This is a genomic window from Providencia xihuensis (assembly GCF_041953405.1).
GTDB lineage: Bacteria > Pseudomonadota > Gammaproteobacteria > Enterobacterales > Enterobacteriaceae > Providencia > Providencia vermicola.
Genome location: NZ_CP169565.1, coordinates 502,451 through 528,387, shown reverse-complemented (window position 1 = coordinate 528,387; position 25,937 = coordinate 502,451). Strand labels below are relative to the sequence as shown.

The 25,937-nt window shown below is 41.2% G+C and carries 21 protein-coding genes; 13 read left to right on the top strand and 8 right to left on the bottom strand.

Annotation, left to right across the window (positions count from 1 at the left end):
* Positions 1–20: 20 nt before the first annotated feature.
* Together ACE2AL_RS02275 and soxR are read right to left on the bottom strand one after the other, a co-directional pair.
* Positions 21–806: an SDR family oxidoreductase gene (locus ACE2AL_RS02275; RefSeq protein ID WP_206086271.1), complete on the bottom strand. Its 786-nt coding sequence runs from the start codon at positions 804–806 to the stop codon at positions 21–23.
* A gap of 236 nt (positions 807–1,042) precedes the next feature.
* Positions 1,043–1,540 carry a redox-sensitive transcriptional activator SoxR gene (gene soxR, locus ACE2AL_RS02270; RefSeq protein ID WP_225820685.1) on the bottom strand — a complete coding sequence of 166 codons (498 nt, stop codon included), beginning with the start codon at positions 1,538–1,540 and terminating at the stop codon, positions 1,043–1,045.
* 99 nt (positions 1,541–1,639) lie between these two features.
* Between soxR and ACE2AL_RS02265 the strand changes: the two genes are divergently transcribed.
* Genes ACE2AL_RS02265 through ACE2AL_RS02250 form a run of 4 tightly spaced genes read left to right on the top strand, consistent with a single transcriptional unit; the run spans position 1,640 to position 6,474 of the window.
* Complete coding sequence (locus ACE2AL_RS02265) at positions 1,640–2,068, top strand: DoxX family protein (protein ID WP_206086270.1); 429 nt, start codon at positions 1,640–1,642, stop codon at positions 2,066–2,068.
* 12 nt (positions 2,069–2,080) lie between these two features.
* On the top strand, positions 2,081–3,190 hold the full coding sequence (locus tag ACE2AL_RS02260; RefSeq protein WP_272681648.1) for an efflux RND transporter periplasmic adaptor subunit: 1,110 nt from the start codon (positions 2,081–2,083) through the stop codon (positions 3,188–3,190).
* 9 nt (positions 3,191–3,199) lie between these two features.
* The gene (locus tag ACE2AL_RS02255; RefSeq protein WP_375083919.1) at positions 3,200–6,304 is read left to right on the top strand and encodes a MexW/MexI family multidrug efflux RND transporter permease subunit; all 3,105 of its coding nucleotides are present in this window, start codon (positions 3,200–3,202) and stop codon (positions 6,302–6,304) included.
* A complete protein-coding gene (locus ACE2AL_RS02250) occupies positions 6,301–6,474 on the top strand; it encodes a hypothetical protein (protein WP_206086267.1) in 174 nt (57 codons plus the stop codon). Before ACE2AL_RS02255 ends, ACE2AL_RS02250 begins: the two co-directional genes overlap by 4 nt.
* 56 nt (positions 6,475–6,530) lie before the next feature.
* Here ACE2AL_RS02250 and arnT read toward each other — a convergent pair whose 3' ends face one another.
* The 6 genes from arnT to ACE2AL_RS02220 form a co-directional block, all read right to left on the bottom strand.
* Positions 6,531–8,174 (bottom strand): lipid IV(A) 4-amino-4-deoxy-L-arabinosyltransferase, encoded by a 1,644-nt coding sequence (gene arnT, locus ACE2AL_RS02245; protein ID WP_206086266.1) that lies wholly within the window; start codon positions 8,172–8,174, stop codon positions 6,531–6,533.
* Positions 8,175–8,564: 390 nt separating this feature from the next.
* Positions 8,565–9,839: a bifunctional O-acetylhomoserine aminocarboxypropyltransferase/cysteine synthase gene (locus tag ACE2AL_RS02240; protein ID WP_206086265.1), complete on the bottom strand. Its 1,275-nt coding sequence runs from the start codon at positions 9,837–9,839 to the stop codon at positions 8,565–8,567.
* Positions 9,840–10,137: 298 nt separating this feature from the next.
* Positions 10,138–11,397, bottom strand: coding sequence for an aromatic amino acid transport family protein (locus ACE2AL_RS02235; RefSeq protein ID WP_206086264.1), 1,260 nt, complete (start codon positions 11,395–11,397; stop codon positions 10,138–10,140).
* 278 nt (positions 11,398–11,675) lie between these two features.
* A complete protein-coding gene (dcuC, locus tag ACE2AL_RS02230; RefSeq protein ID WP_206086263.1) occupies positions 11,676–13,034 on the bottom strand; it encodes an anaerobic C4-dicarboxylate transporter DcuC in 1,359 nt (452 codons plus the stop codon).
* Between the two features lie 290 nt (positions 13,035–13,324).
* Positions 13,325–13,783, bottom strand: a complete 459-nt coding sequence (locus ACE2AL_RS02225; RefSeq protein ID WP_206086262.1) for a regulatory protein RecX — start codon at positions 13,781–13,783, stop codon at positions 13,325–13,327.
* A gap of 63 nt (positions 13,784–13,846) precedes the next feature.
* Complete coding sequence (locus ACE2AL_RS02220) at positions 13,847–15,304, bottom strand: DUF4026 domain-containing protein (RefSeq protein WP_272539606.1); 1,458 nt, start codon at positions 15,302–15,304, stop codon at positions 13,847–13,849.
* 253 nt (positions 15,305–15,557) lie between these two features.
* Here ACE2AL_RS02220 and ACE2AL_RS02215 point away from each other — a divergent pair, with 253 nt between their 5' ends.
* The 9 genes from ACE2AL_RS02215 to ACE2AL_RS02175 all read left to right on the top strand — a co-directional run bounded on the left by ACE2AL_RS02215 (position 15,558) and on the right by ACE2AL_RS02175 (position 25,923).
* Positions 15,558–15,740 carry a hypothetical protein gene (locus tag ACE2AL_RS02215; RefSeq protein ID WP_206086260.1) on the top strand — a complete coding sequence of 61 codons (183 nt, stop codon included), beginning with the start codon at positions 15,558–15,560 and terminating at the stop codon, positions 15,738–15,740.
* A gap of 231 nt (positions 15,741–15,971) precedes the next feature.
* Entirely contained in the window at positions 15,972–16,958 is a 987-nt protein-coding gene (locus ACE2AL_RS02210) for a hypothetical protein (RefSeq protein WP_272539607.1), read from the top strand.
* Positions 16,958–18,103 (top strand): BamA/TamA family outer membrane protein, encoded by a 1,146-nt coding sequence (locus ACE2AL_RS02205; protein WP_272539608.1) that lies wholly within the window; start codon positions 16,958–16,960, stop codon positions 18,101–18,103. The genes ACE2AL_RS02210 and ACE2AL_RS02205 overlap by 1 nt, the downstream gene beginning before the upstream one ends.
* Positions 18,103–19,248, top strand: a complete 1,146-nt coding sequence (locus tag ACE2AL_RS02200) for a DUF4056 domain-containing protein (RefSeq protein ID WP_206086257.1) — start codon at positions 18,103–18,105, stop codon at positions 19,246–19,248. Before ACE2AL_RS02205 ends, ACE2AL_RS02200 begins: the two co-directional genes overlap by 1 nt.
* A 490-nt stretch (positions 19,249–19,738) precedes the next feature.
* Positions 19,739–20,545: a protein bax gene (locus ACE2AL_RS02195; RefSeq protein WP_206086256.1), complete on the top strand. Its 807-nt coding sequence runs from the start codon at positions 19,739–19,741 to the stop codon at positions 20,543–20,545.
* A gap of 315 nt (positions 20,546–20,860) precedes the next feature.
* Positions 20,861–22,279 carry an MBOAT family protein gene (locus ACE2AL_RS02190; RefSeq protein WP_272539609.1) on the top strand — a complete coding sequence of 473 codons (1,419 nt, stop codon included), beginning with the start codon at positions 20,861–20,863 and terminating at the stop codon, positions 22,277–22,279.
* Positions 22,266–23,432, top strand: a complete 1,167-nt coding sequence (locus ACE2AL_RS02185) for an SGNH family hydrolase (protein WP_206086254.1) — start codon at positions 22,266–22,268, stop codon at positions 23,430–23,432. Before ACE2AL_RS02190 ends, ACE2AL_RS02185 begins: the two co-directional genes overlap by 14 nt.
* Positions 23,404–24,630 carry an SGNH/GDSL hydrolase family protein gene (locus tag ACE2AL_RS02180; RefSeq protein WP_272539610.1) on the top strand — a complete coding sequence of 409 codons (1,227 nt, stop codon included), beginning with the start codon at positions 23,404–23,406 and terminating at the stop codon, positions 24,628–24,630. Before ACE2AL_RS02185 ends, ACE2AL_RS02180 begins: the two co-directional genes overlap by 29 nt.
* A gap of 480 nt (positions 24,631–25,110) precedes the next feature.
* Entirely contained in the window at positions 25,111–25,923 is an 813-nt protein-coding gene (locus ACE2AL_RS02175; RefSeq protein ID WP_375083916.1) for a helix-turn-helix domain-containing protein, read from the top strand.
* Positions 25,924–25,937 lie beyond the last annotated feature (14 nt).

Genomic DNA, 25,937 nt, shown 5'->3' with positions numbered 1-25,937 from the left:
AGCAAAGTTTAAATGGTGTCTTATTGTGCAAGACGGGGAATTGCAGGTTTAGCCTGTTCAGGGCCCATAGCGGAGTAACCGCCATCAACGGCGTAATCTGCGCCAGTCACGAAACTCGCCAGATCAGAAAGTAGGAACGCAACAACTTGAGCCACCTCTTCAGGGTCACCCACGCGTTTTAATAAGTGATAATCCGCAGCAACACGGTCGGTTTTTTTGCGGTCGCCCCCCGTAATTTCATCCATCACACGGGACCATGTCCAGCCAGGGGAAACCGAATTCACACGAATACCGTTATCGGCATAATCCATCGCTTGGCTGCGAGTCACTTCCAGCATCGTTGCTTTTGATGCGGGGTAGAGCCAACGGCCTGTTTGAGCAACAGAAGACGAAATACTGGTAAAGTTGACGATGGCACCTTTACCTGCTTTCACAAAGTGTGCTTTGGCAAATTGCGCCGCCATAACGGCACTGACCACATTGATATTTAATGCAGTTAACCAATCTTGTCGTGAAGATAGCTGGCCTTCGTCAAGATAAGTCGCGGCCAGATTAACCAAAAAATCGAGTTGCCCATACTTTTGAGCAACACGATCAATGCCCTGTTTAAGTTGTTGATCGTCAGTGATATCCACAGGCAAGAAATCAATATTTGGCTCACTTTGTGCGACTTTTTCACCATTGACTGCGTCAATATCAAAAATAGTGACTTTAACACCATAACTGCTCAGCACTTTTGCCACTGTTGCGCCAATTTTGGTCGCGCCCCCAGTCACAATTGCAATTTTGCTATTCAAACCTTTCATCGTTGACGCCCTCTTTTCGCTCTCATCTTATTACAATGAATTTACAAAAAATTAACATAACTAATAATTACGCAGAATGAGCGAAAAGCTGTAGCCGCTGGGCGCAAAAAATATCCACCCAGTGCGGCAATTTAGTCAACAAAGCGATGATATATGAAGGGAAATAGCCACTTTTCGCAGCAGCTATCCAAAAAATGAAAAGTGTGATTAATAGCAGGACATAATTCTATCGTTATTTAAGGTCGCTCTAAAATACGTGCGCCAGGGCCTCTTTTCCCTAATACGTCATCAGGGTTACGCAACGGGCAATCACTTAATGATAAACAACCACAACCAATGCAATTATCCAATTCATTACGTAAACGCGTGAGCTGCCGAATACGTTTATCCAACGAAACACGCCATTGTGTGGACATTTCCTTCCACTGCTCCGACGTAAGTGCACTATTTGCAGGAAAACGGCCTAATGCATCCTGTATTTCTTGCAATGGAATACCTGTACTTTGCGCAACTTTAATAATGGCAATATAGCGCAATACGACTGAATGGAATCGCCGTTGGTTGCCGTGTGTTCGAGTACTTTGTATTAATCCTTTTGATTCATAAAAATGCACAGTAGAAACAGGGACACCTGAACGTTTAGCGACCTCACCAACCGTTAGTGCCCTTGTAGGATCGATGTTTATTCCGCCATTTTTTTGGGGTTTTATCGCTTTCGTGTCTTTACTTGCCATTTTTGCTTACCTTTGCTTGACCTCAACTTAACTTAAGGTTTTATAGTGCGACCCTGTGACTTTGTCAATTGACGTTATTTTTTGAAAGGGGATAGGTTCATGCCATTGGTTATCACCAAAATGTTAGAAAGCAATAGCTTATGGTTTATTGCTCGCTTACTTGTCTTGGTTTTATTTATTTCATCAGGGTTAGCCAAAGTACTTAACTATGAAAGTAGTCTCGCTGAAATGCGTGCTGCTGGTCTGCATCCAGACTGGTTCTTCAATATAGCCTCTGCCGCTGTGATGCTGATTGGCTCAGTTTTCGTATTACTTAACCGTTTGTTATGGCTTGCAACAGGGGCACTTGCCACCTTTTTGTTCCTCACCATTGTGATTGTGCACACTTTTTGGAGTTACACGGGAGAACAAGCACAAATCGCCATGTTTTGGGCTATTGAACATATTGCTGTCATTGGTGGGTTAATTGCCATCGCGATTGCAGGGCATTTTCGAGGTCTTTATTTCTCGCTGAAAATGCAGAAATAGAAGGAAAATTAAATGAGTAAAAAAACAATAATCACACTATGTACTATTTTAATCGCAGCAGGGGGCGGTAGCGCCATTTATTCCACCTACGCACAAAATGAGGGCGACGAAAAAGCGGCATACCAATACCCGCCAACCAAGGTTGCACTCGCTACGGTCACTCTAGATACGGCACCACGAACGTTTTATGGTGTGGGAGAATTAGAGGCTGGCAGCCAAGTGCAAGTTGCGGCAGAAACGAATGGCCGAATTACTAAAATAACCTTTGAATCTGGACAACAAGTCAAAAAAGGCCAAGTTTTAGTGCAGCTCAATGATGCCGTAGAGCAAGCGGATTTATCTCGCTATCAAGCACAGATGCGTAATGCAGCACGCTTATATCAAAGAACCAGTTCGTTATCTGCGCAACATTTAGTAGCTGAAGCCCAAGTGGATAGTACTCGAGCAGAGCGCGATATTGCTCAAGGGCTCATTCGTCAAACTCAAGCGTTAATTGCGCAAAAAACCATTCGTGCACCTTTTGATGGCACGATTGGTATTCGTCAAGTGCATGAAGGACAGTATCTAACACCTGGTGAAACCATCGCAAGTTTGGTTGATACCAAAACGTTAAAGCTGAATTTTTCATTAGACGAGCAAGCATCCCCTGAATTACATCAAGGGCAAGTGGTTGATGTTACGGTAGACGCCTACCCAAATAAAACCTTCCCTGCTCGCATTACTGCGATTGATCCTCTCATTGGTAAATCACGCACTATTGCGCTACAAGCGACATTAGAAAATAGCGATGGCACGCTCAAAGCGGGTATGTACGCCAACGTGAATGTGGTTCGCCAAGCCAATAATCAGGTACTTACTATCCCAGAAACAGCTGTCACTTATACCGCTTACGGGGATACAGTCTTTATTACAGAGGGTGAAGGTGATGCCATGACGGTCAAACGCGTTTCCGTCAAAACAGGCCAACGTTGGGATGGCAAAATTGAAGTTGAACATGGGTTAAGCGCTAACGATAAAGTGGTCACATCAGGCCAATTACGCCTCAATAATGGTTCTGCAGTTACGCCAGTTGCGCAAGATACCTTGTCTGAACCCACCGCACACACTCAGCAAGGTTCATAAGGAGGCGTGATGAAATTTACTGATATTTTTGTACGCCGTCCTGTTTTAGCCTTAGTGGTCAGTGCGTTAATCGTGTTGATTGGCTTATTTGCTCTGAGCAAATTACCCATTCGCCAATACCCACAGCTAGAAAGTGCCACAGTGACGATTACGACACAATATCCTGGCGCATCAGCAAAACTGATGCAGGGGTTTGTCACCCAGCCTATCGCCCAAGCCGTTTCTTCAGTTGAAGGCGTCGATTATTTATCTTCATCTTCTGTACAAGGTAGCAGCCTTGTCACCGTGCGTATGGAATTAAACCGCGACTCAACTCAAGCCCTTGCGCAAGTGATGGCGAAAGTTAACCAAGTGCGCTACAAGTTGCCGAAAGAAGCTTATGACCCAGTCATCGAATTATCTTCTGGCGAATCAACCGCGGTTGCCTATATTGGGTTTTCAAGTACCGAGTTGTCCATTCCTGCGCTAACCGACTATATTTCTCGTGTGGTCGAGCCGATGTATTCTTCTATTGAAGGCGTCGCGAAAGTACAGGTATTTGGTGGGCAACAACTTGCCATGCGCTTATGGCTTGATGCCGATAAACTGGCTGGCCGCGGGCTTTCTGCTGCAGATGTTGCACAAGCCGTTCGCCAAAATAACTACCAAGCTGCACCAGGTAAAGTCAAAGGCGAATATGTCATTTCTAATGTCTATGTGAATACCGACTTAACTAATGTGGATGAATTCCGTGACTTAGTGATCCGCAATGATGGTAATGGATTAGTTCGCTTAAAAGATGTTGGCACCATTGAACTCGGAGCCGCCTCGACAGAAACGAGTGGCTTAATGAATGGTGAACCCGCAATTTACCTCGGTTTGTTTGTAACCCCAACAGGCAACCCACTTGTCATCGTTGATGGCATGAATAAATTAATGCCAGATATTGATAAAACTTTGCCACCAGGAGTGAAAGTGGAAATGGCCTTTGAAACTTCACGGTTTATTAAGGCCTCTATCGACCAAGTTATCAATACGTTAGTCGAAGCTTTGCTGATCGTTATTGCCGTAATTTACCTATGTTTAGGCTCAATTCGCAGCGTGATTATTCCTATCTTAGCCATTCCTTTATCCATGCTGGGTGCTGCGGCTCTTATGATGGCTTTTGGCTTTAGTATCAACTTATTAACCTTACTAGCAATGGTTTTAGCGATTGGACTGGTGGTCGATGATGCCATCGTGGTGGTAGAAAACGTCCATCGCCATATTGAAGAAGGGAAATCCCCTGTATTAGCTGCCTTAATTGGTGCCCGAGAAGTGGCAGGGCCCGTCATTGCGATGACCATTACCTTAGCCGCCGTTTATGCGCCTATTGGCTTGATGTCTGGCCTAACGGGCGCGTTATTTAAAGAATTCGCCCTAACGCTTGCAGGTGCGGTGATTGTTTCTGGTATCGTGGCATTGACCCTTTCCCCTGTCATGAGCTCCTTTATGCTGAACTCAAAACAGAACGAAGGCCGCATGGCACGGATGGCAGAAAAATTCTTCACCACTCTGGCGCACTATTACACCATTTTATTGAATTTTTCGTTAAAAAACCGTTGGATAACGGGTGTGATTGCCGTGGCGGTATTCATCAGCTTGCCAATGCTTTACCAATCCGCACCGCGCGAATTAGCCCCTGTTGAAGACCAATCGAGCGTATTAACCGCGATTAAGTCCCCACAACATGCCAACCTTGAGTATGTCGAACGGTTTTCTCGTAAATTACATGATGTTTTCATGGAACTACCTGAAACCGAAAGTACGTGGATTATTAACGGAACTGATGGCCCTTCCGCCAGTTTTGGAGGTACCAACTTGTCTTCTTGGGAAAAACGGGATAGACCTGCTTCTGCTATTCAAACGGATTTACAGGGGCGCGTTGGCGATGTGGAAGGAAACAGTATTTTTGTTTTCCAATTACCAGCATTACCTGGTTCCACTGGGGGGTTACCAATTCAAATGGTGTTAAGAAGCCCGCAAGATTACTCGGTGCTATATAAAACCATGGAAGAAATCAAGCAACAAGCGCGGGAAAGTGGTTTATTTATGGTCGTGGACAGTGACCTCGGCTATAACAACCCTGTGGTAGAAGTACGCATTAACCGCTCTAAAGCCAACAGTTTAGGCATTCGTATGCAAGATATTGGTGAATCCCTGACTTTATTAGTCGGCGAAAACTATATTAACCGCTTTGGGATGGATGGCCGTTCTTACGATGTAATCCCACAAAGTATGCGCAACCAACGCCTGACGCCAGAAGCGCTTTCACGCCACTATGTCAAAGCAGAAACTGGCTCAATGATACCGTTATCTACGGTAGTGGATATTCATACACAAGTTGAGCCGAACAAACTCACGCAATTTAACCAACAAAATGCGGCAATATTCCAAGCCATTCCTGCTCCTGGTGTTACTTTAGGACAGGCAGTTGCTTACCTTGATGAAATTGCCAATGAACTTCCAGCTGGCTTTAGCCATGACTGGCAATCCGATTCGCGCCAATATAAACAAGAAGGTAACACCCTCGCCTTAGCCTTTATGGCGGCGCTTATCATTATTTATTTAGTACTCGCAGCGCAATATGAAAGCTTGGTCGACCCGCTGATCATTCTTATCACTGTACCATTATCGATTTGTGGTGCACTAATCCCACTATCCTTGGGCTATGCCACACTAAATATTTATACCCAAATCGGCCTTGTGACCTTGATTGGTTTAATCAGTAAGCATGGAATATTGATGGTGGAATTTGCCAATGAATTACAGGCTAATGAAGGATTAGACCGCCGTCATGCCATTTTAAAAGCCGCGCAAATTCGTTTACGCCCAATTTTAATGACAACAGCGGCCATGGTGATTGGCTTGGTGCCGTTGTTATTCGCCACGGGTGCGGGTGCTAACAGCCGCTTTGGCCTCGGGTTAGTCATTGTCACAGGGATGTTAGTTGGGACGCTATTTACGTTATTTGTTCTACCAACCATTTATTCAGTATTAGCACGCAATCACAGTGCTACCACATTGACACCTAGGCGTTATGAGCTTGCTGAAGCCAATCGCCTGATCAAAGAAACTCAGGAGACTTCACAATGAGAAATACAGCAAGTAACAAGCAAAACCTTCGCCAAACGCCCCATACTGTAGAGATGAATACGATGAGTAACAGTATGGCAATGCTGTTAATTTACCACGGGGTAGCGACTAACACTGGCAAGGCCAGCATTGCAGATAATGAAATAATGACGACTAAACCAACTCGTTAATTAGCCTTTTCAAACCAAACCGCATAATTCATTATGAGTTATGCGGTTTTTCATCACTACCCTTCGTAAAAGGCAAATATCAAATTGCCCTCTCGAATAATTATTGGATTACCAGGAAGCGCATCAACCAATTCATGTTGTGAGCCTTCCACAACGACAGCTACATTTTTGTATTGATGGCTTTCTAACAATGCAGGTAATTGACTCAAGCGATAAAAACGGTTTGCAGCATCAGGATATTGCAGCCCGTAGCCTAATTCCCCCGTTTGATGCAACATCGTAATATCACTGCGTTTTAGCACCCAAGCTAGTGCCGTGCCTAAACCCACATTGTTGGTCAATAATACCGATTTATTTTCCAGTTGATGCGAATACTTGGCGACTAACTTCTGAGGGGTATTGTTACTTGCCACATAATTTGGGATCACATGGCCCACACTTAAACTAATCGCTACCGTACATACAGCGGCTAAATACCAAAACCGCGGCTTCATTGAAATAAAAGCAACCACTAGCCAAAAAATAAAGGCCCCTGCCGCCAACCCTAATTTATAGCTTTCATCTGCCTGATAAATATTAATTTTAGGTATATATGGTGATGCAATGATTACGCCCGCAGCCAGCCCGCCAATCACCATATTAATCACCGCGTTTGCACGGATGGCGAGTGTTTTTTTCTCTGTTAGCATTTTTTCAATATACGCAGCCATTAAGATCGCGATGGGTGCAATACACGGCAAAATATACGTGAGTAGCTTACCTTTAGTGATGCTAAAAAAAATAAACGGCGCAAGGAACCATAATAAGAAATAAAAATGCATCCCTTTTTGCTGCCATGCTTGGCGCAAAGCACCAAATAAGTAACCTAACCACGGCAAAACTGCCGCCATCATGATAGGAATATAAAACCAAAATGGGGATTTGTTTTGAGCGTTATCAGCCATAAACCGCTGAATATGTTCGACCCAGAAGAAATAACGCCAAAAATCAGGTTCACGACTGGCAATCACAAATGCCCATGGCAAGCAAACCACAAAGGCCGTGAAAATCGACACAAATGAAAAAACAAAAACGTCTTTAAATTTTTTAAAATAAATTCCAGCGACTGAACACACTAACACTGGCAAAACTAAAACTAAGAACCCCTTCGTTAATACCCCTAAACCACAGGCCACCCCCAGTAAAATATAGGCCAAGAGCTGGTGGGAAAATCGTTTAGTGGTCAACCCCCATTGGAAAAAGAAAATCACCATCGTGATAAATGCGGTAACGATAGGGTCAAGAATGTTATAAGTGCCAATGGTAAACACCATCAACATGGAAAGGTAAATAAACGTGGCATTAAACGCGATACGTGGGTTTTTCCACGCCATTTTAGCGCTAAGGTAAACAAATAACCCACTGATTAGTGTACTAAATACAACACCAAGGCGAACAGAAACATTATTTTCACCAAATAACATTTGAAAAATAGCACCAACCCAATAACCAAAAATGGGTTTTTCGAAATAACGAACATCCAGCAGTTCTGGCACACTCCAATTATAACTGATGATTAGTTCACGACTAATTTCAGCATAACGGAGCTCATCAGGCTGCCATAACAGCCGCCCGTTTAACGGCAAAAAATAGGTTGCAACAATAAATACAAATAGTAGACACCACTTAAGGCAGGCAATTTTATTATTTGCCATAATCATCTCATCTCAACCATTCTTGTTATTAATATTTAATACTTTTAAGCTGTTAGCGTGAAAGCAACGCTTGCCATTTTCTATTAGGTTATTATCATTGCGACAATTAAACCCCGCATAAACAAATCAATGATTACCCTGTTTTTCACATTGATATTTATAAACAATCAATAAATGAATACCACATTTTATTCATCTTAAAAAAGAGATAAGAATCGAGTGTTAAGACTCGTTATATAAAAAATAGTTCATTCCCTAAGGGGATTCTATTAATATTTAAAAATTAATTAATTCTTAATGTTTAAAATTAAAATAAAAACCTTTTTATTTATGCTCAAACAAAAAAAACAGTCATGGTATTACCCATAACTGGTTTTTCTTGATAACAACTAACAACTATTTTGCAGCGACTAAGGCTTGCTCAAGGTCTGCAAGAATATCGTCAATATGTTCAATCCCGATAGATAAACGGATCATATCTCGTGAAACACCTGCTTGGGCGAGCTCTGCATCATTTAACTGACGATGAGTTGTAGATGCAGGGTGACACGCCAGTGACTTGGCATCACCAATATTCACCAGCCGAACAATCAGTTGCAGTGCATCAATAAAACGAGCCCCTGCTTCTTGTCCGCCTTTAATACCGAACGACATAATGCTCGCAGGCTTACCGTTCATGTATTTCTGCGCTAACGCGTGCTCGGGATTACTGGGTAATCCCGCATATTTAACCCACTCTACTTGAGGGTGTTTTTCAAGAAAATTAGCCACTTTTAGCGCATTTTCTGTGTGTCTGTCCATTCTTAATGCCAAGGTTTCTAAACCTTGTAAAATCAAGAATGAATTAAATGGGGATAATGCAGCCCCCGTTCCACGTAAAGGGGCAACACGGCAACGAGCAATAAAGGCTGCTGCACCAAAGTGTTCAGTATAACTGACTCCGTGGTAAGCCACATCGGGCTCAATCAGTAGTGAGAAACGATTTGGATATTGTGTCCATGGGAATTTCCCAGAGTCAACGACCATACCGCCCAGTGATGTACCATGACCGCCAATATACTTAGTCAATGAGTGAACAACAATATCCGCGCCATGTTCAAAAGGTCGGCATAAATACGGCGTTGCGACCGTATTGTCCACAATGAGTGGTACGCCATGACGATGTGCAACTTCCGCCAGCGCAGCAATATCGACAATAAACCCAGCGGGGTTCGAAATAGACTCACAAAAAACTGCACGGGTTTTTTCATCAATCAGCGCTTCTAATGCCGCTAAATCATCGTGTTCTGCGAAACGAGTTTCAATCCCTAAGCGAGGCAAAGCATGAGCTAATAAGTTATAAGTTCCGCCATACAGCTTTGCAACAGAAACTATGTTATCCCCAGCTTGAGCAATAGTTTGAATCGCGTAGGTAATCGCCGCCATCCCAGAGGCAACCGCCAGCCCAGCGACACCACCTTCCAGTGCAGCAACACGTTTTTCCAGCACATCATTAGTCGGGTTCATAATTCGCGTGTAAATATTACCCGCAACTTTTAAATCGAACAGATCCGCACCATGTTGCGTATCATCAAAAGCATAAGAGGTGGTTTGGTAAATCGGAACGGCGACAGACTTCGTTGTCGGGTCTGGAGAGTAGCCGGCGTGAATCGATAATGTTTCTAATTTCATTTGTTATCCTTGTTATGATGCACTGGAAAAACACTGCCAGATTAGGTATCGAGTAAGAGGTTCGATGCTGTGTTAACACTAGATATTACCTAAGACTCTTTGATAGACAACTATCTAAACTTGAAATTATTTCATATGAGTTAGTTCATTTTGTTATAACTGTGCGTGATTTTCATCCTCTTCATCTTAACCATCAGGTTATATCAATGTCGATACTTATAACCTATTGCATCTTGATATAAAAAAAGCCACGCCCCGTAAGGCAGTGGCTTTCTCTGTACGTTATTTTCTCAGATATTTACTGAAACGCGCCGTAAATAACCGATGTAATAGAAGCTAATCCGCAGATAAAGGTAAAAATTTGCGCCAGTTTTGATGTGCTAAATTTCTTCATTGCAGGAATAATATTCATCGATACTACAGGCAAAATGAACAGGATAGCAGCAATCATTGGTGCCCCCATCGTTTCAATCATGCCTAAAATACTTGGGTTACGAATGGTGACAATCCATGTAGTAATCACGATAAACAGCATCGATACCATTTCAATTTTCTTTAGTGAGAAAGAAGAACGTGATTTGATTAAACCCACTAAACCTTCATGAGCCCCTAAAAAGTGCCCAAAATAACTTGATACGATTGCGGCGAAGGCAACAATTGGGCCTAAATAAGACAGAATCGGGGATGGATTAATATTCGCAATATGCGATAACACACTGATATTTTGTTCTTTGGCAATAGCCAGTTCTGCTGGGCTCAACGATAGCACCACAGAGAAAACGAAGAACATCACAAAACCCGTGAGCATCAGAGCTGCGCCACCAGTGATCATGTCAGTTTTGATAATTGCCTTATCACCAAATTGTTGACGTTGGTCTTTGGTAAATTGGCTAATGATTGGGCTGTGGTTAAATGAGAATACGATCAATGGGATCGCCATCCACACCACAACTGGCATTGAACCCCAGTCTGGTGCGACTTCTAGCATTGACATATTCCATTCAGGAATTAAATACAAAGATAGTGCTAATAAAATAAATACCAGCGGGTAGACCATAAGCGAGGTCAGCTTTAACATTAAATCACGGCCAAAAACCACGCCTGCTGTCATTGCTGCAATCAAAACACCCGATAATAACCAACGTGGAAGCGGGTCCATACCGATTTGATTCACGAGGAAAGAATCGACCGTATTTGTTATCCCAACACCATAAATTAATACAATTGGGTAAATCGCAAAGAAATAGGCAAAAGTAATAATATTTGCGCCTGTTTTACCGAAATGCTCTTCAACGGTATCGGTAATATCTGCATTTGGATTTTTAGATGATAAAACAAAACGTGCAAGCCCTTTATGTGCTAGCCAAATCATTGGCGTTGCAATCAATGCCAACACGACTAATGGCCAAAACCCCCCGGCTCCCGCTTTGATAGGTAAAAATAAAACGCCTGCCCCAACTGCGGTACCGAATAAAGAAAGTACCCACGTAAAATCCTTATACGTCCATTTACTTACTGGCTTATCCGTAGCAACCACTGCTTTTTCAATTGTGCTCATAGTGTATTTTTCATCATTAACGTTATTAAAAAAAGATGAGCCGATTTTGCATTAAATGCGTACCAGTACCTAATTTAATCGCGTTATTTCACTCAACTTTTTGGCGTAGATCTCGTTAATAACGTTAAACAAAAAAATGAGTTGTCATTGTTCTGCTAAAAAATATTTTCCTACGTTATTAAAATAGTATTTTTTATATATAAAGCATTTAATTTCATGCAAACAAAAAAAATGGCTGGGTAAAGTTAACCCAGCCATTTATGGCAATCATTAAAAATTTACAGATGAATAGGGACTAAAATTTCAGTAGCAATAACCACAACAACCAAGCCCACTAAGACTGGAACTGAAGTTCTTTTCACTACTTCAAACGGTGAAATTTTTGCCATACCAGAAACTGCAACCACAACCCCTGAAACTGGGGACAAAGTACGTCCCAAGTTAGATGCTTGTAGCATTGGAATAACCAAGTAAGCAGGGTTAACTCCCATTTGTTTTGCTAAGTGTGGGATTAATTCCACAAAAGCATAAAATGGCGCATTACCTGAACCCGTAGTCATCGCCGCTAACATGGTGATAATCACTAATGCAATCATCATCACAATAGCGCCTGACCCAAAAGATTGTGCAAGGTTAATCAACCCTGAAATAAAGCCAATTGTGCTTAGACCTTGCGCAAATACCCCAGCAGCCACTAACAGCATGACCACCGTTGCAAATGCATCCGCCATGCCTTTATAGCAAACTTCCAAACCACCATAGACGTGTTTAGCACTGAAACTGCGTAAAAATTCAATAATTGCAGCTAAAATAATACAGCCAACAATAATCGTAACAATGTGCAATTCAGGTGCCCATTTTCCGTCAAACACTAACACGCCAATAATGGGTGTGAAAGGTAAGATGGCATAGAAAGAAGGCGCATGAGTTTTGATCTCATTCACATCTAACATTTCTGTTTTAACGTGCTCTTTTTTATCGAGATAACGTTGCCAGAAGAAATGTGCAATCGACATCGCAACAATCGCAGCGATGGAAATCGGTAATGTGGTTTTAAAGGCAAAATCAATTAATGGCATTTCTGCAGCTTGTGCCGCCAAGATCACGTCACCCGATGTTGGAGCCAAAATAATTGCAGCAGGTGAAGCACAAATTGCAGCAGCTGCACCGCGGCTGATCCCAACGTTTACCATCACGGGGAATAAGGTTGCCATTAATAGCACCCCTAAGCCAGTTGCCGATGAAACCGCCAGTGACATCAAACATGCTACAATATAAGCCGCTACCATTAATAAATACGGTGAGTTGATCATTTTCAGTGGTTTCGACGCGATTTTTACCACGACATCGTTGGCACCAATGTGTGTCATATACGACGCAAACCCACAAAGCACCATGATCATCATACCAAGGTCACCACCTCGGCTCATTAGGAGGAATTTAATGTATTCCAGAATGTCTGTTACACGCCACCCCGTCGTTGGAACAGAACCAGGTAAAATACTTTTTCCCATAATAGCGGTAATAATCAGCAGTAAAATACCGCCTGTCATTAACACGCCCGTTGCCGAATACCCTTTGATGATATAACGCCCAACTCCAATGGCGACAATGACGCCGATTAAGAGCTCAATCATTTGTTTCTCCTGCCTGTCTTATTTTGTAATTATAAAAAAAATTACTCTGCCTAATAGTTAAGCAAAATTCACTGACGATGATCATGTCAGCAGATGTTTTTTAATATAGAAATGAGTAAAAATACAAGAGAAATAAATAATAAATCTTTTTACTAACTTACTTTGCAGATAATTTTATCGATTATTATTTGAACACTGGAGGATAAGGCTTTTATTCATAAGGAAATGATGAGCGTGATAGGCCAACTTAACAACATGTCTGTTTATCATCGCTAATTAAATACGTAAATTTACCCATTAAAGAGTTCGTAAATCATATCACCAAAAAAACCGCGATATTGTAGATAACGAATTTGCTTACTTTTCTCTTTAAAATCATCGGGCAATACATCACCAAATTTTTTGTTGCGCACTTCAGCTGCTTTTTCAAACCAATCCACCTCAATATTGGCAAGATGTTGGTCGACAAGTGTTTGAGAAAACCCCTTTTGGCGCATTTCTTGTTTGATACGTAGCGGCCCGTAACCTTTACGTACATAGCCTTGCAGTAATAGAGCAACCACACGGTTATCATCGAGAAAATGTTGCTCGCTTAATCTATCCAACACCTGTTCAATCACTGTTTCATCAATGATGCCGTCATTTTTTTCGTACATACGCCGTTTCATCCGAGCAAATAACTCAGCTTTTCCATAATCACGGCGTGAAAGCATAAACAGGGCGTATTGGTAAAGATCAGATTCATTCATCAAATTAAGCTTTTAACTGTCAATTGGGCGCATTGCGCGCCCAGTCTATCATGCCAAACGCGACTAATGAACTTGTGCGCCACTAAGCAACTTGTAAATCGTGTCAGGGGTGTAGCTGCCGTCTTGGAAATAAATTGTCCAATCCGTAATGTCATCACGGGTTAATGGATAAACCTCCCCTTCTTGCATTGTTTGCACATAGAAAGGATGGTTGATTAAGCGCCCTTCAAATTGATCCCCATTCCATGAGACAGGCTCAAACCACATGTGTTCATGGCCATCAAAGTCCTCTTCCGCATCGTGATAACCAATGCCACACTTCACCAAGAAACGCCATTCTGACCCTTGTTCTTCATCATTTTTACCGAGGAACTTAGCAAAGAAACCTTTTTTCTGCACCGCGGGTTTCGGGCCATAGTTATCCAACATATGGGTGAAATATTCCCAACGCAGCTTCGCTTTACGGGACATATCCGCCGTTTCTTCATCTGTGCGCATAAACATCATCGCATTTTGCTCTTCAAACCCTTCAAAGAAACTTTCCAGCGTTGGGTTTTCTTGCGTTACGCGAAATAACATGGCGGACGGGTGCTGGTGAGACTCGTCTCTATCATGCCAATCCCCCATAAAACGTTCAGATGTTTCATCACCAAATTCGAAATTCATCTCTTCCAGCGGTTTTAAATCATCCACTGGCGTTGATTTACCCACGTGCAACAATCCTTCCTCAAAAGGTAATGCCACCAAGTATTCATAACCTGATTGTGTTTGCCCAATAAAAATTGGCTCATTAAAGACAATTTTACCGTGGGTGATGCTGTTATTCACAAAACTCCAAAACAGTTCGGGAATACCATAATAAGAAGAAATCGGATGCGGGATAATAATTTCAGCTTCGGATAACCCACAACGCGCTAAACCATGGGTATGGAACCAGTACATAGTCGGCGCGCGTTCTTCTTCAGGTTTATCTTCGTTATCGTCTTGGTCATAAATCGCATGAACAACATATAAAGAATCAATACTTGGCATTAAATCATCAATTAATTGGAAATTTAACCACTCACGAGTAAAGACTTTCCCTGCCGCTGAAATATCCAGCCCTAATAATAAATCGGGCACTAGAATTTGGATGATTTTTAATTGCTGCAAGTAATTAACCAACGGTTGATCATGGAAAACACACTCGACAATAACCGCTTGTGCCGCAGCACTCGCTTCGGCATAGAGTTCAGGGGTAATGGGGTCAGTCGCAAAATAAGGATTAATTGTATAATCTGGGTCGCTATCCACTAACGCCACATAAAAGCGCAGCTCTTCTTCCCCTTTTTTACAATTAAAGAAAAAACCATCTTCATCAGGAATATAATCAATTTCACCTTCAGTGAAATAGGTTTGTTCTTCTAAACGCTGTTCAAGTAATGCAGAGGTCAATTCAGATGCAGGAATAGCAACCATCATGGAGGCTTCTTTTTCACCTTCACCTGCAGCTGTATCAAGGTAGTATTGTTTATTGTTCATTATTCAGACCCGTTAATAAGTGACTGAGGCGAGGATATCAGCTTATATTCATTAAGAATATTGTGAATATTCTTAACCAATTCAGATTGTGATTTGATCCCTCACATTTCATCTAAGTAGATAAATTATCATTATTCGACAATGATTTATTCTACTTTTCATACGCTATTGGCTAAGGCACAATAGTGCTCTTTCTTTTATTTCCCTTAAAATAACGGGTAAATAACTCCATTCCAATATAGGTGATGAAAATATGGCTGACTTAACAAAAGAACAAAAAGAATACGTTGATGACCTCGCGATGCAGCGTGTTTTCGATATGAATAATGACGATGTATTTGTAAATGCGTTAGAGCAAAAAATCCATCAGATGGAAGATCACCTAAAAGCCTATTTCCATGAGCGTGTCCGTTTTCACCAACAAAATAAGCCATAAACCCATTTTTTATTTAAGCCGATATGGTTCATATCGGCCTTATTCTTTACAACAGAATAACCATCTTAAATATTCCTTCAACATACTTGGGTTAACTTGACTTCGTGGTTTAAAAAGCATTAAGCGCCACCCAAACAATCAACATCAATGATAAAATTCCGACTAATATTGTGAGATTATCAATAAACCGCTTTATACACTTCATGATTCCCTAAATATTGAGTTAACTTTATGAAACGCATTCAACTCAGCACTGCGCTGATCCTTTCATCCTTTATAAGCATTTCTACCAGTTTTGCCGACAGTGACCGCCCTTTATTTTCAGTCACCATGAGTGAGTCTGGTGTCCCTCAAAATAATGGCCAAGGGGGTATTACTCGTTCTTCTTCCTCAGAGTCACGAGTATTGCCTATTTGGGGGGATGAAGCCCGTGCCAGAGGTTATGACTTACCTGAACCTTTTGGGGTGAGCTATGGGTATATGAATCTTCGTCAGGATATTAAAGTTGATAAAATAGGTTTTAGCTCAAGCTCAGGTTTAGACCTTGGTAAAATATTGAATATTGAAACAGGGCATACCCGCAGTAAGAATGAATCTCATATGCTCAAATTGGATGCTTGGGTTCTACCATTTATGAATGTTTATGGCTTATACGGTCATACTAAAGGCACTTCCAAAACCAACTTAAATAATGTAGAAGCTAAGCTCGGGCCACTCACTATCCCCATAGGTAAAGATTTGCCATTCGAACTAGATTACAAAGGGAAATCTTATGGTGGTGGAGTAACTTTCGCTGGTGCTTACAACCAATTTTTCAGCACATTAGATTTTAACTACACAAGGACAAGCCTTGATATTTTAGATGGCGACATTACCGCTTTTGTGGTTACACCAAGAATTGGTTATGAATTTGTTTTTGAACCATTAATTGCAGGACAAGGGAATACAAAAGTTCAAGTTTGGACAGGGGCGATGTACCAAGATATCACTCAACGCTTCAAGGGTGACGTCAGTAAGCTAGATTTACCTCCAGAATTAAACAAGTGGATGATTTTAGCTCCTGATGATACAAAATTCGATGTTAAACAACATCTTGCTCATAAATGGAATAATACTGTTGGGGCACGAGTTGAGCTCACTAGAAACTTTAATGTGTTAACCGAAATTGGTTTTAATAACCGTAATAGCTTCTTTATTTCTGGAGAATTTCGTTTTTAATGAAGCGATTGGCTCTTATACAAGGGCTGGCACTCGCTAGCCTTTTTATGCTCTTTCCTGCAAAAGCAGATATTTTCCCCGAACGCCCGCAAATCGATGGCTGGCTAAATGAGCTTGGGGGCGAAAACCACTTTGATGAAAGCAAAACGATTGATTGGGGCGTTTTGCCTGGCCCATTTTATACCCCAGAAATGGGCATTGGTATTGGCACCGCACTGGTCGGGCTCTACCGAATAGACAAAGACGATAAAACAACACAGCCCTCTTCGATTGGGCTCAGTGGCTTTGCCTCCTCTACAGGTGCTTTTGGTTTAAATTTCACCAATTATAATTTTCTCGATAATGACCAGTGGCGGCTATTTGTCTCTGGCACAATAAACAACGTGCCAACCTATTATTGGGGAAAAGGCTATGCGGCAGGAAAGAATGACCATAATAAAGAAAAGTACCATTCTCAAGAATTTCAAATTACCCCAAGAGCACTTTATAAGCTAACCGATGCTACCTATGTTGGCCTTGGCTGGAACTTTTCATCCATCAATGCCAGTGATCCTGATGATGGCGCAAAAACCTACTTTGCAAAATCCGTGGGTGGACGGTCAGTCTTAAATTCAGGGATCAGCGCTTACTATAGCTTTGATACCCGCGATTTTTTACCCAACGCACATAAAGGCCAAACTTTTGAGGTAGTTTATACTTATTTTGCACCAAGCCTTGGTAGCGATACGCGTTTTCAAACCACACAGTTACAATATGCCTACTATCATGAGCTAACGCCAAACACCGTTGTTGCCCTTGATAACTATGCTCGTTTTGCGACAGGGGATGTACCATGGAACCAGCTTTCCCTATTAGGTAATGGCAACCGCATGCGTGGTTATTACGAAGGGCGTTATCGCGATAACAATATATTCACCAGCCAAATAGAAGTGCGCCAGAAGCTGGATTGGCGCCATGGTGTTGTCGGTTGGTTAGGCACAGGGACGATGAGTGATGCATCATCGGACTTAGGTAAAGGGCACTGGCTACCAACGGTCGGTGTAGGTTATCGATTTGAATTTAAACCAAGAATGAATGTGCGTTTAGATTTTGGCATGGGCCGTAACAGCTCTGGGGTTTATTTTCAGGTGGGAGAGGCATTTTAATGGGTAAGTGGTTGACTGCTCTAAGTTTTACACTATTTTTAGCCGCTTGCCAAAGCCGTGAGCCACTTGAGCTTTCCGCCATAAAACCTGTGTTAACCACATATTCATTCGAAGAAGCACCTCAAGCCTGGCCTGTGGTAACGTCATTGCCTCCTCCACAAGGCTTACGCGCCTGCTGCGCTTTCGGTTATAACCTACAAGCGGAACTGTGGGGGCTCCCCGTTCCATTTTATACTATCGATAATATTGTCGAAGCCGATAAACTTGGCGAACACCATTATAATGATAGCTTTTTGGGTGCGTCTGCAGCATTGATGGGGATAAGCAATGAGAAAATTGGCTTACTCTATACTGAGCAAGGCGGATTTATTGATATCTCCCATGTTAGGGATACCGCAGATTATACATTCTATTTGTTCAGCCAAATTTATTCGCGCCTCGGTGAAGCATGGTCACTAACACTCAGTGATGAACTTGCAGGCCGGCAAATCCATTTTAGCGCTTTCACACCGCCGCAATCCCCTGAACAACGCTATACCCTCAGCGCTTATCTTGCCGCGAAGCTTGCTTTTCAGCTAGCGGCTTGGCATGAAATCGCACAATGGTATGGTTATCAATCTGTCCCAGGTTTTTCTGAGGGTATTTCTGCATTTTCACCTGAAGACCTTTACTCGAATCTCCTCGGGGCACGCCTTGCGATGACTTTAATTCTACAGGGACGTGCAGCTTCTTTACCAATTTACTCACAATCAATGGAAGATATTTTACCGTTAGCCCTTGAACAATTAAGCAATACGGATAAAAAAACGACCCAGAAGATGTTTGATAGTGTAGATGGCTTATGGTGGAACAGTTACCGACGCGTACCTGAAAAATTTCTTGTTTTAACAAGGGACTACGAAATAAGTGATAGCCGTTTCCCTCTACTTCCTATGCAAGTGGTACCCACGCAACGCTTAATGCTAACCTTACCAAACCAATACCATCAGTATGATTTATCCTTACTGGCACAACTGCGCTTGCTCCCCACAAAACATATGGCGAATTTACCCATTCCTATTCAGTATTGGACTAAGAACGATTTTTCTTGGTTAGCTGAAGATGCAAAAAAACAGGATTTACAGCAACAAATATTGCAACCATAAACCGTTTTTCCTGCAATTTTAACGCGTCAAATTTCTCATATCTCCACCCATTATTTAGCAAGAAAAAAAGTCATTTCTTTGCACTTTTTTTCGTTATCGAACGTCATTTTTATTTAGCTTAGGTCTTCTCTATCACATCTAAGAAAAGGATGAGTTTCTTATTTTGGCTAAAAAACAACCTACTGATCGCTTATTTTTTAATCAAAGTAACCATAAAATAACTGTGCCATTTGTTCGTTTTTCAATCTAATTTAGCTTAAGTGAGAGGAGTAGCAAAGGAAACACTGAAGATTTATTTATACATACACATACATGAACATACCATTAATGACTGAAATCTGATTAAAAATCATTTAAAACACAAAAACATAAAAAACACAACAAAATAATACAGTAATTTTGCTAATGTTGGCTTGATAAATGTAGCTCGTGAAAAATTATTCTGCTACTATTCGCTCGAATTTTGTTCAGAGAAACTTAGGAGAAGCAAATGCCCTCTCGAACGATGAGGACAAAAGCCGTCTTCGCTTTCTTATTTTTATTATTATTTTCGAGCTTAAGTCTCGGCTCCACCAGTACCAGCAAAATGCTCAGTAAAGACTACTCAAGTAGCACTGTGCAAAATGTCAGTCAGGCTAAAACCTCACTGCCTGATTTGCGAAAATATCCCTCTGGTACGCCACGAAAGAAAGCATTTTTGAAAACGGTTGTCCCTGTAATTGAAAAAGTGAATAAGCAAATTTTGGAAGAACGTAATTGGTTGTTATCCGTTCGTGCAAATAAGAAGTGGAGCGCTCAAGAACTGCGCCGTCTTAGCCAAATTTGTGATAGCTATGGTGTGAAGTGTAGTAACCCAAAACGCATTAATTGGGACAAACTACTTAGTCGTGTTGACATCATGCCGACGCACTTAGTTGCAACACAAGCAGCAACAGAGTCTGGTTGGGGTACATCACAACTCGCTCAACAAAATGGTAATTTATTTGGTATGCGCTGCGGTAGCGGCTGTAAGGCCAACAAAGGTAAGATTAAAGGTTATTCGACCTACTCAACTGTAGAAGAAACAGTAACCGCCTATATGAAAAATATGAATACCCACAATGCTTATGAGTCTCTACGTACATCGCGAGCTAAGCAACGTTTATCAAAAGATGAGTTAGATACCAATAAACTTATCAACGATATGAAAGGGTACTCCGAGTTAGGTTCATCCTATAACCGCTATCTACAAGAAATGTACGCGAGTAACGAAGAATTGATTACACAAGCTCAAAAAAGAGCATCCACTCGCATCTAAATTTTTGTATCACCAGGTACAAGACATAAAAAAATCCACTTTGCTAAGTGGATTTTTTTTATTCTTTTTGAGTCGCATTTATTTGATTTTTGATTTTTTCAGATCTCAAGGGTTGCTCTAAATAGATAAAGTGGTGGCAAGGCGGCAAGAGAAGATATCCCTAGGAGCATACATAAGTATGTGACTAGGGTAGCTGAACGCAACCAACAAAGTCACCGCTTTAACTATGACGAGCAATATTCTGATTGCATAGAACCAGATAATAAATATCATAGGCTATCTTCTACCAAAATAATTAACATCTTTGAGTCTAATATGAATTTCTTCTCGTTTGAGTTTCTTGGCTCTTTTTTAATTTTTTTTCTTATTTATTGGGGCTGTCAGCCCAGCGCAAAACTACAAAATGGGCTCTTAATTACTGCTAGTTACTTTTTTGTTTATTCTTTTAGTCCTGACTTTGCTTATATTTTATTTGGCTATACCCTTTTTATCTACTTATTAACTAATTGGATAACGAACTGGCTCTCCAATCGTTGGATTTATGTCATTCTCGCTACAGGTATTATCGGGTGCTTTACGTATTTTAAATATTATTCATTCTTTCAAGAAAGCATCCAACAAACATTAGATAAATTCGGTTTTAGCGTTGGGCTGCCTATTTTAGAAATACTGGCGCCGTTGGGGCTTTCTTTCTATGCCTTTCATTCCGTCAGCTATACGGTTTCAGTGTGTCGAAAAGAGATTCAAAAAGCCGATTTTTTTGATGTAACACTATACCTTGCATTTTTCCCAAGCATCGTTGCTGGCCCGATTAACCGTGCGAAAAACTTTCTTCCGCAAATCCAAGCTGAAACTCGCACAATTCTAGATAGCCGCAAAGCCATCCTCTTAATTTCATTAGCGTTGGTAAAACTTTTCTTATTTAGTTCTTATTTATCTGAAAACTATGTTAACCCTATTTTTGATGCGCCAGTCGGTTATAGCGCAGGAGAGATCCTTATAGCCACCTACGCTTACGCTTGGAATATCTATTTTAACTTTTCAGGTTATACCAACCTTGTCACTGGGATTGCCTTATTATTAGGTTTCAGAGTACCTGTTAACTTTAATGCGCCTTATTTAGCCGCTAATTTAAAAGAGTTTTGGGCTCGTTGGCATATCAGTTTATCCACCTTTATTCGCGATTATATTTATATCCCCCTTGGTGGCAACCGCAAAGGTTTCAGCCGAATGAATACTAACGTCTTCCTTGCAATGGTCATTTCAGGGCTCTGGCATGGCGCGGCAATGACATTTGTCGTATGGGGTGCAATTCATGGCTTAGGGATTGTATTACTCAACCTTAAGACTTTGTGCATGGAAAAGTTGGGGTGGACAAAAGTTATTCCTAACAAAACGCTATCCATTTGGGTTTCGCGGATTATTACGTTCCATTTTGTCTGTTTTGCGTGGATTTTTTTCCGCAGTCAATCCTTTGATGACGCAATATTAATGCTCAACCAAATCATTGCGCCAGGCTTTATTGCTTCTATTCAAGCCAGCCTTGGTTTGTTAATTGCGTTCTGGGTCTTATTAATTGCTTATCCTTATTTTGTGCAAGGCTACCATGTTGTCGCGAAACATTATCAAAGCGTGCCTTGGTATTATTACCCTATTCCCCTTGCCATTATTTTAACGATTATGTTTATGCTTTCGCCTTCAGGAATGCCGGGGTTCATTTATGCTAACTTCTGAGTTTAAAAAGACCCTCGTTAAAATGGTTCAGGTGCTGTTAATTGTCTTAGTGGCAGGTTTACTCTTGATTTGGTTAAACCAAAGCTCTCTAGAGCGTTTCTGGCAGCAGAAATACCACCAAGATACCCCATGGGCAAAAATGGCAGGTAATCCTATCTGGGATTATGGGGCTTCTTTGCATGATGGCGCGTTAGAAGCGGGAACAACATTTGCTTATCATGCATCAGGGCAAAAGGCCAAAGAAGAGAAAGAAGCAACGCAGCTCGCGCTGGAAAACCAAGGCAAAAAACGAGTCTTTCCAACGGATTTCCAAGTGGGTCTGCACTTTCTTCATGGCTACACTTACCCAGCAGAAAGCTTGTCTGTCACTTTTCCTGAATTACTGAAACGCCCACAAGCCAGAGAAAAAGCAAAAGGGGTTAATTTTAGCGGCTTGGCTATCAAAAATAATCAGCCGATTGTTGCCAAACACATCGCCAATATCGAAAAAGATCAGAAGGTGTTATTTGCTGGTGATTCGATGATGCAAGGCGTTGCTCCTCATGTGAAAAATATGCTGTTGAAAAAGTATAATATCGATAGCATTAATTTAAGTAAGCAGAGCACGGGGCTCGCTTACCCACGCTTTTTCAACTGGCCACAGACTATTGCCAAAGCGTTGAATGACAATCCAAATATTAAAGTATTAGTGGTATTTTTAGGGCCTAATGATCCTTGGGATATGCCACCACAAACAGGTTATAAATACGTCAAATTTAAGAGTGAAGATTGGGAAAATGTTTACCGTGAGCGGATTAGTGATATAATATCCACCGCCCGCCAGCACAATGTTGATGTTATTTGGGTTGGCCCCCCTAATATGCGTAAAAATACGCTATCTGATGGTATGAAATTCTTACGAAGCCTCTACCAATCTGAAGTCGAGAGCAACGGTGAAATCTACTTCTCCGTCAATGATGTCTTTAAATATAAAGGCGATACCTACTCTGACTATATCGGCGATGAAAGCAGCACAATTAAATTACGAAGTGGTGATGGCATTCATTTCAGCGGAAAAGGCCAACAGCTCATCGCGGAAAAAGTATTTTCTCTGATCCACTTCGTAGAGGAAGAAAAGGAACCTCATGAAACTGAACAACCTGCGTCAAGCTAAGTCCAAAATTTTGGCTGGTAGCGTTATTGCGCTGCTGTCATTAGGCTTATTGTCTTGCCAGAACACATCAGACAAAACGCGAACACCGAGCTCGACGAAAGGTCAGGACGCGGTTGAGCGAGGGCAACTTGTAAATAACGCAGAACCAAACCTGCGTCAATTTGCCAATAAATTGCACCAAGGCAACCAGCAAGTGCACATTGTCCAAATTGGTGACTCTCATACTGCTGCTGATTTTTTCAGTGGCAATCTGAGAACGTTATTTCAGCAACGCTACGGTGATGCAGGCCCTGGTTTTATCCCACCAATTTCAGTACCAGGTCAACGCACTGCAACCATTAACCGCATGAGCGAGAAAAAAGAGTGGTCGCTATCTTCAAGCCGTAAAGATGAACGCTTTGATTACCCACTAGGCGGCTTTATTGCAGAGCCCCAAGCAGTGAACAGCAATGTATTGTTAAAACCATTACAGCCCGCGCAGGGGGCTTATCAGTTACAGGCGCTATATCAAGGTTCAAATGATTCACAAATGCGTGTATCCCCCGCAGCTTCCCCAAATGTGGCGTTACCTGCAACAGGGAACCAGTGGCGCTTCTCAACGCCAGTAAATACCCAGTTACCTGCGCAGATTTCCGTGAGCAAAGATAACAACCTAAAAATTGGCGGTTGGTTAGTGCGCTCAACAAAACCAGGCGTGATGGTGTCTGCACTGGGAATTAACGGCGCGACATTAACGATGGTCGATAAATGGCAGCCTCAGTGGAGCGAAACGTTAGCGCAAATGTCCCCTGATATGATCATTTTGGCCTACGGTACCAACGAAGCATTTAATGACACATTAGATTTAGCCGCTTATGAGCAAAATTTGCGGGCGAAAATACGCTTAATCCGCCAGCAAATGCCAAATAGTGTAATTCTATTGGTCGGCCCGAATGATTCACTAAAATTTAGTCAGGCGGCAAGTTGCCAAGCACAAATGCCCGTGAACTTACTGAATGTGATTCAAATTCAAAAAACCGTCGCTGCGCAAGAAAACACGCTGTTTTGGGACTGGCAAGCCTTTATGGGTGGCCCTTGCTCAATTCGCTCATGGGCAGCGCAAGATTTAGCACGACCGGATAATGTCCATTTGTCTGTTGATGGTTATAAAAAGAGCGCACAAGGGCTATATAGCCAATTAAATCAAATATTGAATTAGCAGCGTCTTTATTTCCCCAATAATAAATTTCAGAATTAGCGCTAAATTTCCCCCTCAATATTAGAGAAATCTCTTACTGAGGGGCACATCACTCTTTGTACTATTCTTATTCCAATTTGGATTTCTTCTGACTTATTTATATTTAACTAAATTCCGATTTATTAAAATAATAAAAATCACAATAAAAACAGTACATTGAAATGGATTCCATCAGATAACCCATGATTATCTTTGATTTTTTTTTCGGCTTATAAAACATAAAAAATAACGATTTTTAATTAAATAAACTCATGCGATATAAAACTAGTATCCCATCTCATTCAATGAATAACATATTTGTATGTTCAAGCACTATTAATAAGCGATGAATAAAAACCTTAGATATGTGTTCTATTGACTACTCACAGCCGAGATAGATCCCAATCAAACCTATAGGATTTTATGGCTGATTTCTGTGAATGATACTTTTAGGTTTATTTTATGTCGACTACATTCTGTGAAAAATCATTTTACTCATATATTAACTCTTTACCTGATATAGCAAAAAATAGCTTTTATCTGGTGCACTCCCTATTACTAAAAGTCACTACAAATGAAATTAATATACGCATCGAAAATGGGGAATGGCAAACACTCACTCCCTCAAATATCTGTTTTCTTCCTAAAGGCAAGTCTATTGAGATTATCAACAATGATAATTCTCATCCCATCACCGTTGATATACTCCCTATCACCGACGAAATGTTAAAATACTTTTACCTACAACATACTGAGTTTTTGGTTAGCGAAAAAAAAACAAAGCTGAATAATCGGGTCTGTTTTACTAATTTGCATGAAAATCCTATCATTGAAAACGCATTCTTATCTATCAAAAAAGAAATATCAACATCCACTGATAAACATAAGATTAAGATTTACTTGAACTTTATTTTATCATTTTTTCTATTAGTCGATGGATTCATCTCTTCTCTCCATGAATCCATAAATGTATCAATAAAAGACAAAGTGTATGACTTAATTTTTCACAGTACTGGAAAACAGTGCTGTACTTTAGACTCTGTCGCAAAACAATTACACATGAGTGCCTCCACACTAAAACGGCGCCTTGCAAGTGAATATACGAGTTTTTCTAAAATCAGTTTAATGTCGAGAATGAATAAGGCCATGATATTATCTAAAGTTAATAAAATGCCCATGACACGTATTGCACATGAGGTAGGTTATGATGATGTCCCTTTTTTCATGTCAACGTTTAAAAATTACTACCGTAGCCAACCTTCTCCTCTTTTATAATTTTTACTCTCCAT

Excerpts from the sequence above, each read along its gene's own strand:
- ACE2AL_RS02175 (WP_375083916.1), top strand. The coding sequence starts at position 25,111 with ATGTCGACTACATTCTGTGAAAAATCATTTTACTCATATATTAACTCT.
- arnT (WP_206086266.1), bottom strand. The coding sequence starts at position 8,174 with ATGATTATGGCAAATAATAAAATTGCCTGCCTTAAGTGGTGTCTACTA.
- ACE2AL_RS02235 (WP_206086264.1), bottom strand. The coding sequence starts at position 11,397 with ATGAGCACAATTGAAAAAGCAGTGGTTGCTACGGATAAGCCAGTAAGT.
- ACE2AL_RS02255 (WP_375083919.1), top strand. The coding sequence starts at position 3,200 with ATGAAATTTACTGATATTTTTGTACGCCGTCCTGTTTTAGCCTTAGTG.
- ACE2AL_RS02265 (WP_206086270.1), top strand. The coding sequence starts at position 1,640 with ATGCCATTGGTTATCACCAAAATGTTAGAAAGCAATAGCTTATGGTTT.
- soxR (WP_225820685.1), bottom strand. The coding sequence starts at position 1,540 with ATGGCAAGTAAAGACACGAAAGCGATAAAACCCCAAAAAAATGGCGGA.
- ACE2AL_RS02200 (WP_206086257.1), top strand. The coding sequence starts at position 18,103 with ATGGGTAAGTGGTTGACTGCTCTAAGTTTTACACTATTTTTAGCCGCT.
- ACE2AL_RS02260 (WP_272681648.1), top strand. The coding sequence starts at position 2,081 with ATGAGTAAAAAAACAATAATCACACTATGTACTATTTTAATCGCAGCA.
- ACE2AL_RS02210 (WP_272539607.1), top strand. The coding sequence starts at position 15,972 with ATGAAACGCATTCAACTCAGCACTGCGCTGATCCTTTCATCCTTTATA.
- dcuC (WP_206086263.1), bottom strand. The coding sequence starts at position 13,034 with ATGATTGAGCTCTTAATCGGCGTCATTGTCGCCATTGGAGTTGGGCGT.
- ACE2AL_RS02220 (WP_272539606.1), bottom strand. The coding sequence starts at position 15,304 with ATGAACAATAAACAATACTACCTTGATACAGCTGCAGGTGAAGGTGAA.
- ACE2AL_RS02275 (WP_206086271.1), bottom strand. The coding sequence starts at position 806 with ATGAAAGGTTTGAATAGCAAAATTGCAATTGTGACTGGGGGCGCGACC.
- ACE2AL_RS02205 (WP_272539608.1), top strand. The coding sequence starts at position 16,958 with ATGAAGCGATTGGCTCTTATACAAGGGCTGGCACTCGCTAGCCTTTTT.
- ACE2AL_RS02225 (WP_206086262.1), bottom strand. The coding sequence starts at position 13,783 with ATGAATGAATCTGATCTTTACCAATACGCCCTGTTTATGCTTTCACGC.
- ACE2AL_RS02185 (WP_206086254.1), top strand. The coding sequence starts at position 22,266 with ATGCTAACTTCTGAGTTTAAAAAGACCCTCGTTAAAATGGTTCAGGTG.
- ACE2AL_RS02195 (WP_206086256.1), top strand. The coding sequence starts at position 19,739 with ATGCCCTCTCGAACGATGAGGACAAAAGCCGTCTTCGCTTTCTTATTT.
- ACE2AL_RS02250 (WP_206086267.1), top strand. The coding sequence starts at position 6,301 with ATGAGAAATACAGCAAGTAACAAGCAAAACCTTCGCCAAACGCCCCAT.
- ACE2AL_RS02180 (WP_272539610.1), top strand. The coding sequence starts at position 23,404 with ATGAAACTGAACAACCTGCGTCAAGCTAAGTCCAAAATTTTGGCTGGT.
- ACE2AL_RS02215 (WP_206086260.1), top strand. The coding sequence starts at position 15,558 with ATGGCTGACTTAACAAAAGAACAAAAAGAATACGTTGATGACCTCGCG.
- ACE2AL_RS02190 (WP_272539609.1), top strand. The coding sequence starts at position 20,861 with ATGAATTTCTTCTCGTTTGAGTTTCTTGGCTCTTTTTTAATTTTTTTT.
- ACE2AL_RS02240 (WP_206086265.1), bottom strand. The coding sequence starts at position 9,839 with ATGAAATTAGAAACATTATCGATTCACGCCGGCTACTCTCCAGACCCG.